This window comes from Paenibacillus nasutitermitis (genome assembly GCF_014641075.1).
GTDB classification, from domain to species: domain Bacteria; phylum Bacillota; class Bacilli; order Paenibacillales; family Paenibacillaceae; genus Paenibacillus_Z; species Paenibacillus_Z nasutitermitis.
In genome coordinates this window covers 893725-909528 of record NZ_BMHP01000001.1, presented here as the reverse complement: position 1 = coordinate 909528, position 15804 = coordinate 893725, and the positions used below count along the sequence as shown (strand labels likewise).

The window sequence follows — 15804 nt, the reverse complement described above, 5'->3', positions numbered from 1 at the left end:
AAGTGTTAAAACAGATATAAACATATCTTTTTTTGATATAATGCACTTAAATGATGAAAGGAGATGTTCGACATGAAGCCTATCGTCAAACCTTTTCCCGATGACCATCCATTCCCGCTCAGCATGGTTTACAAGGATACGAAGCAGCCGCAAAGCGAGCTTCCCGATCATATTCACGACTGGCATGAACTGGTGTATATATACAGCGGCAAAGGGACGATCTTTATTAACCATACCTTTTATCAAATGGAGCCGGGCGATTTGTTTGTGATTCCGGGAAATACGATTCACCGCGCTTTTCCCGACAAACAGGATCCCGTCACCTCGACGGCGCTGTTCTTCAATTCCTCCATTCTTCCAGCGGAGACCTATGGTGAAGCCTTCTCCTTCCATCAGCTATTCCGGTCTTCAAGCGCAATCAGCTACAAGCTCGCTCTGCCTCCGATTGCCGCGGCGAATTTCAGCGCCATGATAGATGAGCTTAAGCTGGAATCCGAACGGCGCGGGCATGGATACCGGCATATGATCGCCGCCAGGCTGCAGCTGGCCCTGCTGGAAATCAGCCGGCTGGTGCCCGCCCTGCATCAGCCTTCGTTCAATGAACAGAACGCCGCCAGACCGGAATGGTTTGCCGAGGCGCTTGCGCATATTGACCGCGATGTGGCAGGCTCCTCCAATCTGACCGAGCTTGCCGCTTTGTATTCGGTATCGCCCGAGCATTTCAGCCGATTGTTCAAGCAGTTGATCGGCATGACCTTCAAAACATACATCAATACGAAGAAAATGATTCATGCCAAGGAACTGCTGGTCACGACCGACCTTAAGATATCCGCAATCGCTTTGGAATGCGGCTTTGACAGCCTGCCTCATTTTCACCGGATGTTCAAGCGGTTAACGGGTGCCGCTCCAGCCGAATACCGCCAGACCGCCTCAAGATAAGCAGGCTGTGAAACGAAAAAACAGGGGAAGCAAATGGCCGCATACGGCTGCTTTCCCTGTTTTTCGTTCAGCTATGAATCGTTGGAAGCGATCGGTTATTACACCGTTTCCTCCACAAAACGGTTCGTCAGCGCGCCCAGCTTTTCGATTTCAATCGTAACCTCATCGCCTGCCTTCAGATAGACCTGTTGATCCTCCGGCAAACCTAGTACAACACCTTCCGGCGTTCCCGTCAGAATAATATCTCCAGGGACCAAGGTCATATGCTGCGAGATATAGCTAACAATTTCATCGCAATGGAATATCATATCCGAAGTGTTCGACGATTGGCGCACTTCGCCGTTCACGGTTGTTTTAACAGCGAGATTGTTCGGGTCGCCAACTTCATCCGCCGTTACCAGATAAGGGCCAAGCGGGCTGAAATCGTCGCAGCTTTTGCCGAGTAGCCACTGCTGTGTGCGCAGCTGAAGGTCGCGCGCCGATAAATCATTGACGTTGCAGTATCCGAACACATGGCCCAGCGCATCTTCCTTCGACACATACTTGGCTTCTTTGCCGATGACGATAACCAGTTCCGCTTCGTAATCCAGCTTCTTGGTCACCTTCGGTACGGCGATATCGCGTTCATGGCCAGTCAGCGTGTTGTTGAATTTATTGAACAGAATCGGATATTCCGGGATTTTGGCATTGGTTTCTTCGGCATGCTTGCGGTAGTTCAAGCCCACGCAGATGATTTTGTTCGGGTGAGTGACGCAAGGTCCCCACTGAACGGCTGCTTCATCCAGTACATAAGACGCTCCCTCTGCCGGCAGCTCATTGATGTATTTCTGCAGAGCCGCAACTGCCTGGTCGCCTCCTTCGATAACCTCCATAACCGTCTTGGGGGTATCCGGGCTTGCCGGAATTTGCTGGAACGCCTTGCCGATATCGATAATACCGGCTTCTGTTTTCACACCAAGCTCATTATTTCCATTATTTGCAATTGTAACTAACTTCATTGATACTCAACCTCTTTCATCATAATATAAGTGCTGTGCTTGGAAGGTTGCGTAAGCCTGCAGAAGGTGGAGCGCGGTGTAGGCTAAACCTACATGAGCACCGCACTTCAAAGGCGAACGCAAGATTCGATGCCGGGTACGCTCCCCTGCAATTGCTTCGTGATCAATCGGGGGCTTTTTGAACTTCCGCTTAAGATCAAGGTTCAAAAAGTCAACGATTCAGCACCGAGAAGGTTGCGCAAGCCTGCAGAAGGTGGAGCGCAGTGTAGGCTAAACCTACATGAGCACCTCACTTCAAAGGCGAACGCAAGATTCGACGCCGGGTACGCTCCCCTGCATTTGCTTCGTGATCAATCGGGGGCTTTTTGAACTTCCGCTAAGCGTTTTTGCCGAAAACGACTCCTCCATCTACATAGAAAGGCGCCCCCATGACAAACTTGGAATCGTCGGACGCCAGGAACAGGGCGGCCAGCGCCACGTCCTCCGGACGGCCAAGCTCTTCGCTCAGCTGGCGTTTCTTCAGACCCTCAATCGCTTCCTCTGGATTATCGTACGACTTCTTGAGATAATCTTCAACAAAAGGCGTCATAATGGTCCCCGGAAGCAGCGCATTTACACGGATATTGTAGGACGCGTAATCCACCTGCATGGATTTGGTGAGTGCCAGCACGGCGCCTTTGGTGGCTGCATAAGATGCCCGGCGGGCGAGTCCGATCTCGGCGATACAGGAGGACATGTTGATAATCGAGCCGCTTTGCTGTTTCATCATATGCGGGATGACGTATTTGCTTGGGATGAAGACGCCGCGGATATTCACGTTGATTACTTTATCCCAAGCTTCCGGCTCAATTTCATGAAGCAGACCGACTCCGCTGATGCCGGCATTATTGAACAGCACATCGATGCGGCCGTACTGGGCAATGATTTGTTCGACCATGGCTGACACTTCGCCGGGATTCGTTACGTCTGCACGGATGAATACCGCTTCTCCGCCTGCCTGTTGAATAAGCTGGACCGTTTCCTCGCCGTGTTCGGTATTCAGATCGTTAACGATAACTTTTGCGCCCTCGCGTCCGAACAGCTGTGCTGTGCTTCTGCCAATCCCCGAACCTGAGCCAGTAATGAGGATAACTTTACCTTGCAATCGCATAATGAGATAACCTCCTGTTTTTTTGAAGTTCTCCGTTTCCGGGACCGGCCTAATGTAGCCGGGACAATCTTCTTGCCAGGTCAACGATTTCCTGCCTGGTTGCCTCTGCTTTTTGTTCCCACTGATGCAGCGGCATGGAGCAGCTTACCGCCGCAATGGCTTCCCCCGCCAGATTATAAATCGGTGCGGCCACACATTGAAAACCGATTACCGCTTCCTCATCATCCAGCGCATAACCCTGCTTGCGAATCTCAGTCAGCTCGGCGAACAGCTCTGACCGGTCATCAATTGTCCGGGGCGTCATCTTGGCAAGCGTTCTGCCGGGATAAAGCCGTTCCCATTCCGCTTCGGGAAGCTGGGCGAGCATGACTTTGCCCAATGCTGTCGCATGAGCCGCCAAACGCATACCAGGCTCGGATTGCAGCCGGACAGGTGTAGGCGCCTCAACTTTGCCCAGATAAAGGATATGGTCGTCAATCCGCCGCGCCAGCTGAATCGTTTCCTGCAATCGGTCTCTTACCCCCGCGGCTTCTTCCTGAAAAATATCCTGAAGATCAAACTGCCTAATCATTAAGGATCCAAGCACCGCTATGACTTCGCCAAGCGAATACGTATCGTCAGCACCCTTCTTCACCCATTGAAGCGTTTCCATCGTGTGCAGCAGCGAGAACATGGAGCTTTTGTTAATATCAAGCCGCCTGGACAAATCGATCAGCTTGTATTTCCCCGGCTCCTGCGATACGACGGACAACACGCGGTTCGCCTTATCCAGCGCAGGCACCCAATACTTTCGTTCCTCCGTCACCTGATTGCTCCCCACCTCGCTAGTTCATTATAATAAACCGATTTCTTTATAATAAACTTCCTGTGTTTACTATAGCTTTATTTGGATCAATGTTCAAGAGGATAATGAACGGAAACGGCCATTTTCACGCTATGAAATTGCAGGTCAAAATTCTCTCTCTATTTTCTGGTCTATACGAATTAAAGGATGGTAGCGGGGAAGTAGGGATTCAGGATCCTACACAAAATCATAACTATTCTATAAAACGCTTTCATTTTGACAATCCCATAAAAAAAGCTTTGAAGGATGCTATCCCTCAAAGCCGAAGTTGCCATGGAACCCGTTATTCTGCGATGTACGTTGATATGCCTCACCACATTCCGAAATGTCCAAGTTATCATTCCAGCCTATTCTCTGACTTCTTCAGACGAATTCCCGCCAGGAATGCACTGGCTGCCAACCAAGGACCTCTCTTGCCAAGCTGTTGCTGACAAGCGCCCGGTGCCCGGAGAGATCTTCCCTGATATCCGTGATGCCGGGAAAATAACGCGCAATAAGCTCGGGTGTATCGACATCGGACAACGTCGTGCCAGAGGTGATATTCATAGGCTGGGCTCCCGGAATATCCATTTCCAGAGCCAGCCGGCATGCCGCAGACGCATCGCGCACGTCAACATGGCTGTATAGATTGCGTTTGAATCGGGCAGGATCTGCCAGCAGCTGACGGACGATATGCGGCCATTCCCGCTCGGAAATGATAGTCGAGAAACGCAGCGGCGCAATATGCATGCCCGAGCTGCGGTTGAACATCCCGGCTGTCATCTCATTTATTACTTTGGACATGCCATATGTTTCCTGCGGAAGCTTCGGATGATTCTCATCCACGGGCAAATAGTCCGGGACAAAGGGATGCTTCGCCCAAAAAAAGCCGTATGACGATTCACTGGAACCGATTACCGCTCTCTTCATGCCCAGCGCTTCGGCTGCTTCCAACACATTGTAAGTGGAGATGACGTTATTCGTAAAAATACGGCCGTGCGTATAAGTCGTAAGCCCCGGAATCGCGGCCAGATGAATAACCGCATCCGTTCCCTTGAGTGCGCCGTAAGCTTCGCCCGCATCCAAAAGGTGGGCGTTAATGAACGTACAGGGCAGCCCATCCGGCGGCTTGTTGTCCACTACGGTTACTTTATAGCCATGTTCGGTGAGGTCTGACACCACTTGCCGTCCAAGCTTGCCGCTTCCTCCGGTGACTGCGATATGCTTCATCGATTTGAAGTTCCCTCCCTGATTCCGATCACGGTCGGACAATTGTCCCGTCCGCCTTGCGGTCAATCGGATACGGCCTATGATACATGCGGGTTTTGAGCTCCGGATTTACAAGCTTAGCCGCTTTCTCCTCGTCGATATCAACGCCAAGACCAGGCCGCTCATTGGCATAGAGATGACCGCCTTGGAGAACCGCATGACCCGGGAACGCTTCAAGCTCTTCCGCCCTGAATGTATTCTCTTCCTGGATGCCAAAGTTCCAGACCGCCATATCCAGATGCATGGCCGCCGCCTGGTTAACCGGATCGTTATCACCGCCTTCCTGCCAAGCTGTGCGGACGCCGTAAGCCTCAGCGAACGCTGCTAGCTTGCGGCAGGCCGATATGCCGCCGCCTTTGGATACGCGGACACGGATATAATCGATCAGCCGCTCCTGGATAAGCGGGATCCATTCATGCGGGTTCGTAAACAGTTCGCCCATCGCTTGCGGCGTTGTGCTTTGCTGGCGGATGTTGCGGAACCAGGCGATTTGCTCGGGCGGCAGCACATCCTCAAGAAAGAACAGGCGGTAGGGCTCCAGCCGCTTGGACAGAATGACCGCTCCTTGAGGGCTCAGATGCTCATGCACGTCATGCGTAAATTTGGCATCCGGCCCAAAATGTCCGCGAAGCTGTTCAAACATATTCGGAATCGCTTCCAGATAAGCTTCTTCATCAAACACGACTGTGGCCGGCCAGGCATTCGCCGGCCTTTTCGCCTGCTGCGCGGGGACGAAGCCGCCGCCACCATAATTTCCAAGCTGACAGCGGACGACCGGATATCCCTCCTCCATGTATCGAGCGATATCTTCCGTAAGCTCGGCAAGATCCTTACCGCTCGCGTGGGCGTAGCAGGGAACGGCCGGGCGGCAAGGACCGCCGAGCAGCCGGTACACCGGCATGCCCGCTTCCTTGCCTTTAATATCCCATAACGCCATATCGATAGCGCCAATGGCTGTCATCAAAGCCGAACCATTGCGCCAATACCCGCTCTGGTACATAGACTGCCAGATATCCTCGATCGCACCGGCGTCACGGCCGATCAGCGTCGGCGCAAGCAGCTCCTCGATGACGGCAGCTACGGCGCCTGGATTGAAATAATCGTTCGCCGAGCCGATGCCATAGAGGCCGTCCTGATCCGTCTCCACCTTCACAATCGACCAGCTGTTATCCTGGCGCGTACGAATCAGCCTGATCCGTTTGATCCTTGTCATTTCATCCATCCTTTCCGGTTCGAACCTACTTGATCATATGCACCGGATAATAGGGAGGCACCGGCTTCGAATACGTATCGCGGGCATACTTGAGTTGGTTGGGCGTCCATTGCGAATAGAACAACCGGGTGTCGTGATCCTCGCTCATCGCCAGCACCTCCGGCACTGTGGCCCAATTGGTCAAAGGATAACTGGTTGCCCGCGAATGGTAATTATGCATGGTCCGCCGTCCATGCGTGCAGTCGTCCCGCCCGCCCTTACGGGTATGGTAGGTGGTGATATTATACAGCACTGCAGTTCCCGCTTTGCCGCGGATCGGAATTTCCTGATAGGCCTCACCGAGCTTCTCTTTCGCTTCGTCAAGCGTAGCATACGTATGACTGTTGGGTACCAGGCAAAAGGCCGGGCAGCATTCATGGACATCCGACAAATAATAAATAACGCAGGTATACGTACTGATATAGGGATTTTCGGGATCGTAAATCTTCCCGCCCATGGTGCCGTAATAACTGATGTCGCGGTGGAAATTCATCTCGCTTGCGCTTGCCCTTTCCGCAGACACGTCACGGAAATCGAACTGGGCAAAACGGGCCTCGCCGAGCAATACCTCCTGAATCAGCGGAAAAATTCCGGAATGGCGGATAAATCGATCCATTTCAAGCGGATGCTGCTCCAGAAAGCTGCCTGTCCCCACTGCCCCTTCCATTGGTTTATGCCAAAGCTCCGGGGATTTCTTCAATGAAATCTCGACCATCCCGTTGAGATAATCAAGCTCCTCCCGGGACAATGCATCGGGAATTACGGCAAAGCCATTTTCTTTATAGTGCGCCAGAATGTCCTCTTTTGTCGTTTGGTAAGCGGATAAAGCCACATTCATCAGCCTCGCTTTCACATTGTGAGTTTGATTAACCTTTGACGGACCCCAGCATAATGCCTTTGACAAAATATTTTTGCAGGAAGGGGTAAACAATCAGGATCGGTACAATGGCAAAAATAATCGTGGCCGCCTTGATATTCTCCGGTTGGACGACCAAGCGGCTTGAATCATTCAACGTGCTGGTGTTCTGGGTTCCCATATTCAGCATATTGAAATCGATAATAATGGAGCGCAGAACCATTTGAAGCGGCCACTTGCTGTTGTCGCTGATGAAGAACAGGCCGGAGAAGAAGTCATTCCAGTGCCCCACCGCGTAGAACAAGCCGACCGTGGCGATAACCGGTTTGGACAGTGGCAGAATAATGCTCCATAATACGCGCATTTCCGAAGCCCCGTCGATTCGCGAAGATTCCTCCAGACTGTCCGGGATGCTCCAGAAGAAATTGCGCATCAGGATCAGGTTGAATGGAGCCACGAGCTGCGGGATAATAAGCACCCAGATGCTGTTCAGCAGGCCCATATTTTTGAGCAGAATATACATCGGGATGAGGCCTGCCCCAAACAGCATGGGGATGATGACAAGCCACAGCAGAAACCGGTGCCCCGGTATATGCGTCTTCGACAGGCCGTACGCGCCGGTGGCCGTGAATACCAGATTCAGGAAAGTCCCTACCACCGTGACAAAGACCGTAATGCCGAAGGCTTTCAGCAGAACCTCCGTGTTGAAAATGTATTTATACGATTCCAGCGTAAACGACTTGGGCCAAAGCATCATGGGATTCTTGTAAATCTCATGCGCTTCGCTGAAGGAAATCGCCCACACATTCACCATAGGCATGAGAGTAATCAGGCCGGCTGCAATTAGAATCAGATAGATGAGTCCTTGCGCCCACCATGGATTCGCATCCAAATCCTTTCTTCTTACCATAACGATTTCTCCCCCATCCTGCGAATGATGGTGTTTGCCGTAATGATGAGGATCATGCCGATCACGCCTTTAAACAACCCGACTGCAGTCGAAAGCTCGAATTGGGCTTGCAGAATACCGAGCCGGTATACATACGTATCAATAATATCGCCGACATCATAGAGGGCCGGATTCAGAAACATAAAGATTTGGTCAAAACCAGCATCCAATATGCCTGCGAGCTGCAAGCAGAAAAGAAGGGCGATAATGGACCGGATTCCGGGCAGGGTCACATGCCAGATCTGCTTCAGCTTTCCGGCGCCGTCAATTTTTGCCGCTTCGTATTGCTGCGAGTCGATGCCAGATAAAGCAGCCAAATATATGATAGCCCCCCAGCCGAATTCCTTCATGATCGCCGTAATGACCACAAGCGTCCGGAATACATCGGGATTAGTGGTGAAATTGAACTTTTCCAGGCCCATATTCGTGAGCACAAGATTGATAATTCCACTAGGTCCGATGAAATTGTAAATGATCCCGGCAAATACGACCCATGATAGAAAATGAGGGAAATACGTAATCGTTTGAATGGAGCGCTTGAACCAGATGTTCCTCACCTCATTGAGCAGCAAGGCAAACAGGATCGGTACCGGGAAACCAAACAGCAGGCGGTACATACTGATGAGAATGGTGTTCTTGAGCAGCGCCGGAAACTTTTCCGACATAAACATCGCATGAAAATGTTTAAAGCCGACCCATGGGCTGTCCATGATACCCGCAATGATTTTATAATCTTTAAAGGCGATCGTTATACCGTAGAACGGTGCGTACGTAAAGACGGCGAAATAAACAATCGTAGGCAGAATCAGCAGATAAATAAATCGTGATTTCCAAATCCGCGTACCCAGCCTGCGGCTTTTGTTCTTCATCCCGACAGGGTTGTTAGGCGTCCCCGTAGTGCCGGGCGGAGCATAGACGGATTTCGCACTCATCCCATCATTCCTTTCCTTCTCCGAAAGATTACCGGATATCGGCAAGGAAAGGGCAGCGGAAACTGCCCGGTCCCCTCAATCCCGTTCATTTAATCGACATAATTCGGTTCTGACTTACTGCTTTGCAGTTCATTGACTTCATCGATAATTTTCTGTCCTCCCGCGTCCAGCCATTTCTGGCGGGCTGCCTTATAAGCATCTTTGGTAAGCTTCATATCCGAGAGGATACTTCCGTCCACTTTGGCCATATAATCTTCCCAGATCTGGGGGCCGACCTCTGCGTTGGTGGGAGATGTTACCGTTGGATCTTTATAGTCGTTATATGGCGTAGCTGCATATTTCTCGAACATGCTCTTGTAATATTCAAACTTGTCCTGGATGCCCGTGCCGATGAAAGACAGCTCCTGCGCTTCCCAGTCCAGCTTCTCGCTCATCGGATCAAGGAATTTTAGCGGCTCGATTTGGGCGTTTTTGTAGGGAGCTTCACGCTGTTCGTCGGGAATCGGCACCTTTCTTCCTTCCGCATCCACGGTATAGGTTTTGCCTTCAATGCCGTATCTTCTAAAGTCGCTTCCTGTCGTTAACGACCAGTTCAGAAATTCGAAAAATTGAGCTGCTTTGTCCTTGGCTTTGGCATTAATATAGAACCCCCTGTCCTGCGGGAAAACAACGCGCGTTCCGCCCTTCTGGCCTTCTGGTCCGGTCAGCGGGGACATGATCTTGATGTCGCCGTTAGGCACGCTCTTCTTGAGATCAATGTAAAGGGATTGAAGATTCCCCCCCAGAATAACGGCTGCACGTCCGGCCTTGAATTTGGTTTCGCCAAATGAAGCATCGGGGTTTACGCCTGCTTCTTCATCGAATAACCCGCGTTTCTTCAAGTCCTGCAGCCAGAATTTGAAGTCCAGATTCTCCTCCTGCATCTCGGGAGGAATGATCTTCTCCGGATCCTCTTTGGTAGGTGCCCAGCCGGAATATGTGCCAAATGAGGTGCCAAGATCCTTGGCCGCCCAGAAGGGGACCGTATTGCCGTGCGTCATCGGCACGATTCCTTTGCCGCTGGCTTTGATTTTCTCCAGTGCGGCTTCGAGCTCGGCAACGGTGGTCGGTTCCGCGATTCCAAGCTCCTCGAAGATATCGGCGCGGTAATTGATGAAGAAGGGGACAACCGGATAAATCAGATTGGGAACAAAATAGATGTCTCCTTTGTCATCGGCCATTTTATCCCAGATGCCTGCCGGAACAGCATCTTTAACTGCCTGGTACTGATCCAGATATTCATTGATTTTCAGGAATCCTCCTTGATTCTGCAGATCCTTCCAGAACGGGTCTACCGGACCCCAGCCCCAGATGACATCAGGCATGTTGCCGCCGGCAGCTGTCGTCTTGATTGTCGCGTCGTAATCAACGACAGGAATAATCCGGGCCTCGATTTCGACGTTTGCTTGCTTAAACAATTCTTTCTCATACGCTCCGCCTTTGGTATAGGTGGCCGGCCCCCAGGTTGGCCTGGAGTAACTGAATTTCAACGGTCCTTTGCTAGGACTGCTGCCTCCATCTCCTGCGTTTTCCCCGGTGTTCTCTTTTGTTTTTCCCCCGTCCGTATTGCCTTCAGTTGTCGATCCGGAATTGTTCTTGGCACACCCAATAACCAGACTAAGCAGCATAATCATTACAAGAGATAACAGTCCAAGCTTCCGTGCACGCTTATTGGCTCTCTTTTCTTGATCCATGTTCTTCCTCCTCAGAGCTATTTGTTTGGCAAGTCTTCTAGCGGCCCTCCTACTCCGGTATCAGATTATCTATGAAATTTCCCTGCGGGAATTTTCACCAATCCATAAAGAATGCGCTTACAATCATTTTGATACTATCGCACTTGTTTACGCGAAGAAGAGATGGATGCGCTTACAACAAACTCGAAAAACAGAAACTTCAGAAGAGGAACTGAATTTATTATGTGAAGGATATGCGGGTGGTCAGCGTGTGGGTTGATATATTGTTTTATGTTGTTATGTATTCAAATGATAAATCATGATCTTGGTATGGATATTAGCATTACAAGCAAAGGGTTGTAAATGACGCTTTAGGCCCATTTTCCGTTTTTTATCGGCAGGATAGCCACATAACGCTCCATTTTGTAGCTTTATCGCACTCTTTTAAATGATTTACACCTCTTCTTACGGTCTCTTTCAAAACTTTACAAATTTCAACTCTGAATATAAGATGTTATATAACAAGCTTAAAGGATATGAGGTTTTAAAATGGGAAAAACGGTTTCAAACGTATCGCTTTACGAACAAATCAAGCAATATCTTTTAACTGAAATTAACCAGGGACACTGGAACAGCCATGACAAGCTTCCCTCGGAAAACGAATTGACGGAGCAGTTTTCGGTCAGCCGGATTACCGTCAAGAAAGCGATGTCGGACCTTGTCGATCAAGGCGTCATCTACCGGGTGCAAGGTAAAGGCACCTTCGTCTCTTCTCCCGGAGCGGAGCCATCTACGGAAGAGATGCCTGTTGGCCAGCCCGGGAAACAAACCATTGCGCTGCTGCTGCCTTTTATCAACAACCAGCATAATGCCCTGCTGTTAAACGGCGTGGAGAACATACTCTCCCAAGCCGGGTATTCCCTGCTGTTCTGCAACACGGAGAACTCTATCGAGAAGGAAGAGCGTGTCATCCGGGAGATGATCGGACAACAAGTAGCGGGCATGATCGTTTATCCCGTTGACGGGGAGTCGTATAATCGTGAAATTCTGCAGCTGACGCTGGATTCTTTTCCACTTGTCGTAATGGATCGTTATTTGCGGGGAATTGACACGAATTGCGTTTGCCCAGATAACTTCCAGGGAGCCCGGGACGGGGTCAATTACCTGATCTCGCTGGGCCACCGCAATATCGGCTTTCTCTCAACGGCCATTGCAGGCACAAGCAGTGTTGAAGACCGTCTGGCCGGGTACGAGCGGGCGCTGGCGGACAACCATATCCCCATTGACCACCGCTACCGCTGTGTCGACATCGACCTTGGGGAGCCGATCCCCATTAAGGACAAGATCAGAGTTTTCCTGGACCAAAATCCCGAAATGACGGCGATTTTCGCCATTAATCCTGGCGTTGGGCTGCAGGTCATCAAGCTGGCTTCGGAAATCGGTATCCGGATTCCGCTGGACCTCTCCCTTATTTTCTTCGACGATTTCGAGCTTTCCGAATTCCACAGCATCAGGCCGACCTTTATCAGCCAGGAAGAAAATCTGCTCGGCATGGAAGCCGCCAGGCTGCTCATCTCCCTCATGGAGAACCCGGAACAGAACAATCAGAAGCTGTTCTTCCCGCCCAAGCTGGTCATCCGGGATTCCACCGCGAAGCCCGGCCACCGGCTGATCAGCAGCAATGATTAGGAGCTTCATCCCCGAACAATCAAGGAGACGAATAACAAAAAAACGTGGAGAGATGTTATCCATCCCCTCCACGTTTCTTGTTTTGGTTATTTGACCTTTATTGCGCTCCTTAACACATCGAAAGATAACGACAAAATCGTTCAATTCCTTCATTGTCCGGATCCAGCTCATGCCCGCCGTCAAAGGCCTTGGAGGCAAACCGGTCTTCTAAGTTTAATAGCTTGTAGAGAGCAGCCACCTTATCGATTTCAGGCTGGGCATCCTTGTGGAGAAAAAGATCATCATGCCTTCCCACTTCCAGATAAAGAAAACGCGGGGCAATCAATGAACATACCTCCGCATCCAAAAACCTGCTGCCCGCATTAAACCAGGTGAAATCCGGCCAATCGACCACAAATCGGTTATTAATAAAGCAGGAGGAGTATACAGCTTTGATTCTCGTATCGACCGCAGAGGTGAACATCGTATAAAACCCGCCATAGGATAATCCGATCATGCCCACCCTGGAACCATCAATGTCCGGCCTTGCTGTCAGATAATCAAGCGCACGCTGGATTTTGTGAATTTCCACTGCGGCGATTGAGCTCCCCACCTGTTTCAACTGATTATCGTACTGAACCCGGTTGAATTCCGGACCGTATGTACCCTGATTCCAGAGGAAAAGCTGCGGTGCGAACACTGCCGCCCCCTGCTTCAAAACTCTGCGTGTCATATCGTTATAATTGGTCTCTCCGTACAAGCCGGAACTTAGCTCCGGAGTTCCCCCGCCTCCATGCTGGGCAATGACAAGCGGATGCGGTCCCTCCCCGAATGGAAGAAATAAAAGGCCATAGGTCGTTAAACCAGCCCCAGCCTCAACCTCCACACGGAAGATTCTTCCCAACTGGTCTTCGGACACAAAGCTCACCTTGGCATCGGGTACTACCGGAGAGTTGATCTCCAGGCCCGAATCATGCTCCATCGCAAGCGGCCATCCAACCATCCGCTTAAGCTGCTCCCGTAGGGGTTCGGTCTCTAGCTCGTATGCTGCAACGCTCGATGTATCCAACTTGAATAACGATTGTCTTTTCCCGTCCGCTTCCTGTCGCAGGCGAACAATCAAATGATCGAATTGGTTTTTTTGCTGTTCACGAAACCCATTACCCACAGCAGGATCTTCCTTGTACAGCTCTTGTTCCATCTCATCACACCCTTTGCTCCTCGTATTAGGTTGCCGCAACTTCGGGGGAACCGATTACATACACCTGTCAGTATACGACAGATTGTGAATCTTGACCAAGAAAATCGTGCGGCGGTTGGGCCTCAGAAATAAAAAAAACGGCGCAAGCCGCGAAATGCGCTTACACCGTAAAATATTCACTACCGCCAATGAACGGGGCAACTGCCTGGCCGTTCTCTGTATATAGCTCATTACCTTCCCGGATTCAACTCCGACACCTTGCATCGATACAATGCCGCATCCACAGCAAAGTACAAGTGCTGCGTCTCCGTTACAACAGCCGTCCTCACAAGGCCGGGAGTAGGAATAATATGGATAATTGACAGGTCGTCGGGATCCATAACAAGCAGGCGGTTTCCGCTGAATACGCCCATAGCCTTTTCGCTTAGAATAACCATCCAGCTGCACGTGTCGTCGATCGTCCTTTCGGCCACGAAGCTCATCGTAATGGGGTCGAAAATGCGAATGCTGGCCCCCGCCCCGACAAACACACGTCCTCCCGCAGCAAGAACGGCGTTCCCGGCCATCACGTTTTCCTCGAAACGATGGAGATGCACCAAGCCCTTCTCCGGAGACCAGACCCCAAAATGGTTTGGCACATTTTTGTAAGCGAGTCCGCTGGCCCCGCCATTGGTCGTAAAGTATAAATACTTATCATCCGCGGTTAAACCGCAAATTTGCTGCTCCGGAACCGGATCGGCCCAAATCCCGACTTCAAGCGTATCGGGATCCACCCTCGATAAAGCCCCGCCATAGGTGCCGTACTTGGCTGACCATCCCGTCCAGAAGCCGCCGTCAGGGCCGATCACGCTGCGGCCTTCGGGTCGTATGAAGTCAGGACCGGCCGGACGAAGCGTCTTGGGGTTGTGATTATACAATTGATCCCATGGCAGCTTCGGATCATAAACAATATGATCACCGCCTACATAAGCGGACATAAACAAGCGGCCTCCGGCAAACTGCATCCCGTACACTTCACCTCCGGCGTCGCATACTCCAGAGGAGTTCCAGAAAGCTCCGGTTGCCGGATCGTAAGAAAATATCGTTTGCCCCAGTCCAGTGCAGCCCCATATCATCCCATTCTCATCGGCAATCATGGAATGGATAGCTGTAGGCGGGGCTTCTACCGGAATGCGCCTGAGCTCAACTTGTTGTTCCGGATGATCAAGAATAAAATAATCCTGCCCGCGTATGCCTGCCATCCGCCCGTCAGTCAGCTTCTTCACGCGGTTTGGCTTGCCGTTCGGGAGCAGAACTGCGCGGGGGGTTAACCGCTCCGCAAGTCCGGCATCGTCGGAAATCCGTTCGAAAGTATCCGGGTGATAAAAAACAAGATCCCGTTCATTATCCAGCTTCTCCAGTGCAATAAACGCATCCGTCACTTCCCTGACCCGATATCCCGGCATTCCGAAATCGCGAAACGTCCCCGACTCCATATGAAACGCACTAATAGCAGCCTTATCATAGCCATACGTGATAAAAATATAACCGGGAAGCCCCGCATGAAGATAACGGCTGTATAGGTTTTTGGGATTGTCCGATACCCGCCCCACATTCTCCAGGGTATGATGGTTCGGATCGTACCTCATCAGTGAACATCCAGGCCATGTGCCCCCATAGATCATGCCGTCGGAGCCCTCTACCATATCCCAAAAATACTTTTCATTCGGGGCCTTAAGCGATTCAGCCCATGTACGCGTTTTTAAATCAAAGCTATGCAGATAGGCATATTGGGAGCAGGTACCGACAATCAGTTTCTCATTGTTCCAATTGACAAGTCCCCATGCACCCGAATCTCCCGGCAGCTCAAACGACTCTCCTATACCCGTAATCGAATCGATAAAAATGATCGATCCGATTCCGCCAGGGGTGAAGTTAGCTAAAACCAGCTTTTCTTTGCTGTCCCAAGGATCTATCATGTTCGTATAGGCGAATATGGTAAAATTACGGCAAGGCCGGCCTTCAAGCGAGTAAAGGGTTTCTAATGACTCCATCTCTCGTTCTCCTCTGCTTTGA

Annotated in this window: 13 protein-coding genes; 2 read left to right on the top strand and 11 right to left on the bottom strand. The window is 50.9% G+C overall.

Going from position 1 to position 15804, the window contains the following annotated elements; genetic code table 11:
* Window positions 1-72 precede the first annotated feature (72 nt).
* Window positions 73-939, top strand: a complete 867-nt coding sequence (locus IEY46_RS03730) for an AraC family transcriptional regulator (protein WP_188989242.1) — start codon at window positions 73-75, stop codon at window positions 937-939.
* Window positions 940-1037: 98 nt separating this feature from the next.
* On the opposite strand, the gene IEY46_RS03725 is transcribed toward IEY46_RS03730, so the two are convergent.
* The 9 genes from IEY46_RS03725 to IEY46_RS03685 form a co-directional block, all read right to left on the bottom strand.
* Window positions 1038-1937, bottom strand: coding sequence for a fumarylacetoacetate hydrolase family protein (locus IEY46_RS03725; protein ID WP_188989240.1), 900 nt, complete (start codon window positions 1935-1937; stop codon window positions 1038-1040).
* 376 nt (window positions 1938-2313) lie between these two features.
* Window positions 2314-3087, bottom strand: coding sequence for an SDR family NAD(P)-dependent oxidoreductase (locus tag IEY46_RS03720; RefSeq protein ID WP_188989238.1), 774 nt, complete (start codon window positions 3085-3087; stop codon window positions 2314-2316).
* 49 nt (window positions 3088-3136) lie between these two features.
* Complete coding sequence (locus IEY46_RS03715; RefSeq protein WP_188989236.1) at window positions 3137-3892, bottom strand: IclR family transcriptional regulator; 756 nt, start codon at window positions 3890-3892, stop codon at window positions 3137-3139.
* Window positions 3893-4294: 402 nt separating this feature from the next.
* Window positions 4295-5140, bottom strand: coding sequence for an NAD-dependent epimerase/dehydratase family protein (locus IEY46_RS03710; RefSeq protein WP_188989234.1), 846 nt, complete (start codon window positions 5138-5140; stop codon window positions 4295-4297).
* Between the two features lie 28 nt (window positions 5141-5168).
* Window positions 5169-6392, bottom strand: a complete 1224-nt coding sequence (locus tag IEY46_RS03705; protein ID WP_188989232.1) for an enolase C-terminal domain-like protein — start codon at window positions 6390-6392, stop codon at window positions 5169-5171.
* A 25-nt stretch (window positions 6393-6417) separates the two neighbouring features.
* Entirely contained in the window at window positions 6418-7263 is an 846-nt protein-coding gene (locus IEY46_RS03700; RefSeq protein ID WP_229750046.1) for a phytanoyl-CoA dioxygenase family protein, read from the bottom strand.
* A 34-nt stretch (window positions 7264-7297) separates the two neighbouring features.
* Window positions 7298-8197: a carbohydrate ABC transporter permease gene (locus tag IEY46_RS03695; RefSeq protein WP_188989228.1), complete on the bottom strand. Its 900-nt coding sequence runs from the start codon at window positions 8195-8197 to the stop codon at window positions 7298-7300.
* Window positions 8191-9168: an ABC transporter permease gene (locus IEY46_RS03690; RefSeq protein ID WP_229750045.1), complete on the bottom strand. Its 978-nt coding sequence runs from the start codon at window positions 9166-9168 to the stop codon at window positions 8191-8193. The genes IEY46_RS03695 and IEY46_RS03690 overlap by 7 nt, the downstream gene beginning before the upstream one ends.
* Before the next feature lie 89 nt (window positions 9169-9257).
* Window positions 9258-10901 (bottom strand): extracellular solute-binding protein, encoded by a 1644-nt coding sequence (locus tag IEY46_RS03685; protein ID WP_188989226.1) that lies wholly within the window; start codon window positions 10899-10901, stop codon window positions 9258-9260.
* Window positions 10902-11429: 528 nt separating this feature from the next.
* Between IEY46_RS03685 and IEY46_RS03680 the strand changes: the two genes are divergently transcribed.
* Complete coding sequence (locus IEY46_RS03680) at window positions 11430-12569, top strand: GntR family transcriptional regulator (RefSeq protein ID WP_188989224.1); 1140 nt, start codon at window positions 11430-11432, stop codon at window positions 12567-12569.
* Window positions 12570-12678: 109 nt separating this feature from the next.
* Here the strand turns inward: IEY46_RS03680 and IEY46_RS03675 are convergent, their stop codons facing one another.
* Together IEY46_RS03675 and IEY46_RS03670 are read right to left on the bottom strand one after the other, a co-directional pair.
* On the bottom strand, window positions 12679-13749 hold the full coding sequence (locus tag IEY46_RS03675; protein ID WP_188989222.1) for a dienelactone hydrolase family protein: 1071 nt from the start codon (window positions 13747-13749) through the stop codon (window positions 12679-12681).
* 230 nt (window positions 13750-13979) lie between these two features.
* On the bottom strand, window positions 13980-15782 hold the full coding sequence (locus IEY46_RS03670; protein WP_188989220.1) for an SMP-30/gluconolactonase/LRE family protein: 1803 nt from the start codon (window positions 15780-15782) through the stop codon (window positions 13980-13982).
* Window positions 15783-15804 lie beyond the last annotated feature (22 nt).

Excerpts from the sequence above, each read along its gene's own strand:
- IEY46_RS03730 (WP_188989242.1), top strand. The coding sequence starts at position 73 with ATGAAGCCTATCGTCAAACCTTTTCCCGATGACCATCCATTCCCGCTC.
- IEY46_RS03725 (WP_188989240.1), bottom strand. The coding sequence starts at position 1,937 with ATGAAGTTAGTTACAATTGCAAATAATGGAAATAATGAGCTTGGTGTG.
- IEY46_RS03720 (WP_188989238.1), bottom strand. The coding sequence starts at position 3,087 with ATGCGATTGCAAGGTAAAGTTATCCTCATTACTGGCTCAGGTTCGGGG.
- IEY46_RS03710 (WP_188989234.1), bottom strand. The coding sequence starts at position 5,140 with ATGAAGCATATCGCAGTCACCGGAGGAAGCGGCAAGCTTGGACGGCAA.
- IEY46_RS03705 (WP_188989232.1), bottom strand. The coding sequence starts at position 6,392 with ATGACAAGGATCAAACGGATCAGGCTGATTCGTACGCGCCAGGATAAC.
- IEY46_RS03695 (WP_188989228.1), bottom strand. The coding sequence starts at position 8,197 with ATGGTAAGAAGAAAGGATTTGGATGCGAATCCATGGTGGGCGCAAGGA.
- IEY46_RS03690 (WP_229750045.1), bottom strand. The coding sequence starts at position 9,168 with ATGAGTGCGAAATCCGTCTATGCTCCGCCCGGCACTACGGGGACGCCT.
- IEY46_RS03685 (WP_188989226.1), bottom strand. The coding sequence starts at position 10,901 with ATGGATCAAGAAAAGAGAGCCAATAAGCGTGCACGGAAGCTTGGACTG.
- IEY46_RS03680 (WP_188989224.1), top strand. The coding sequence starts at position 11,430 with ATGGGAAAAACGGTTTCAAACGTATCGCTTTACGAACAAATCAAGCAA.
- IEY46_RS03675 (WP_188989222.1), bottom strand. The coding sequence starts at position 13,749 with ATGGAACAAGAGCTGTACAAGGAAGATCCTGCTGTGGGTAATGGGTTT.
- IEY46_RS03670 (WP_188989220.1), bottom strand. The coding sequence starts at position 15,782 with ATGGAGTCATTAGAAACCCTTTACTCGCTTGAAGGCCGGCCTTGCCGT.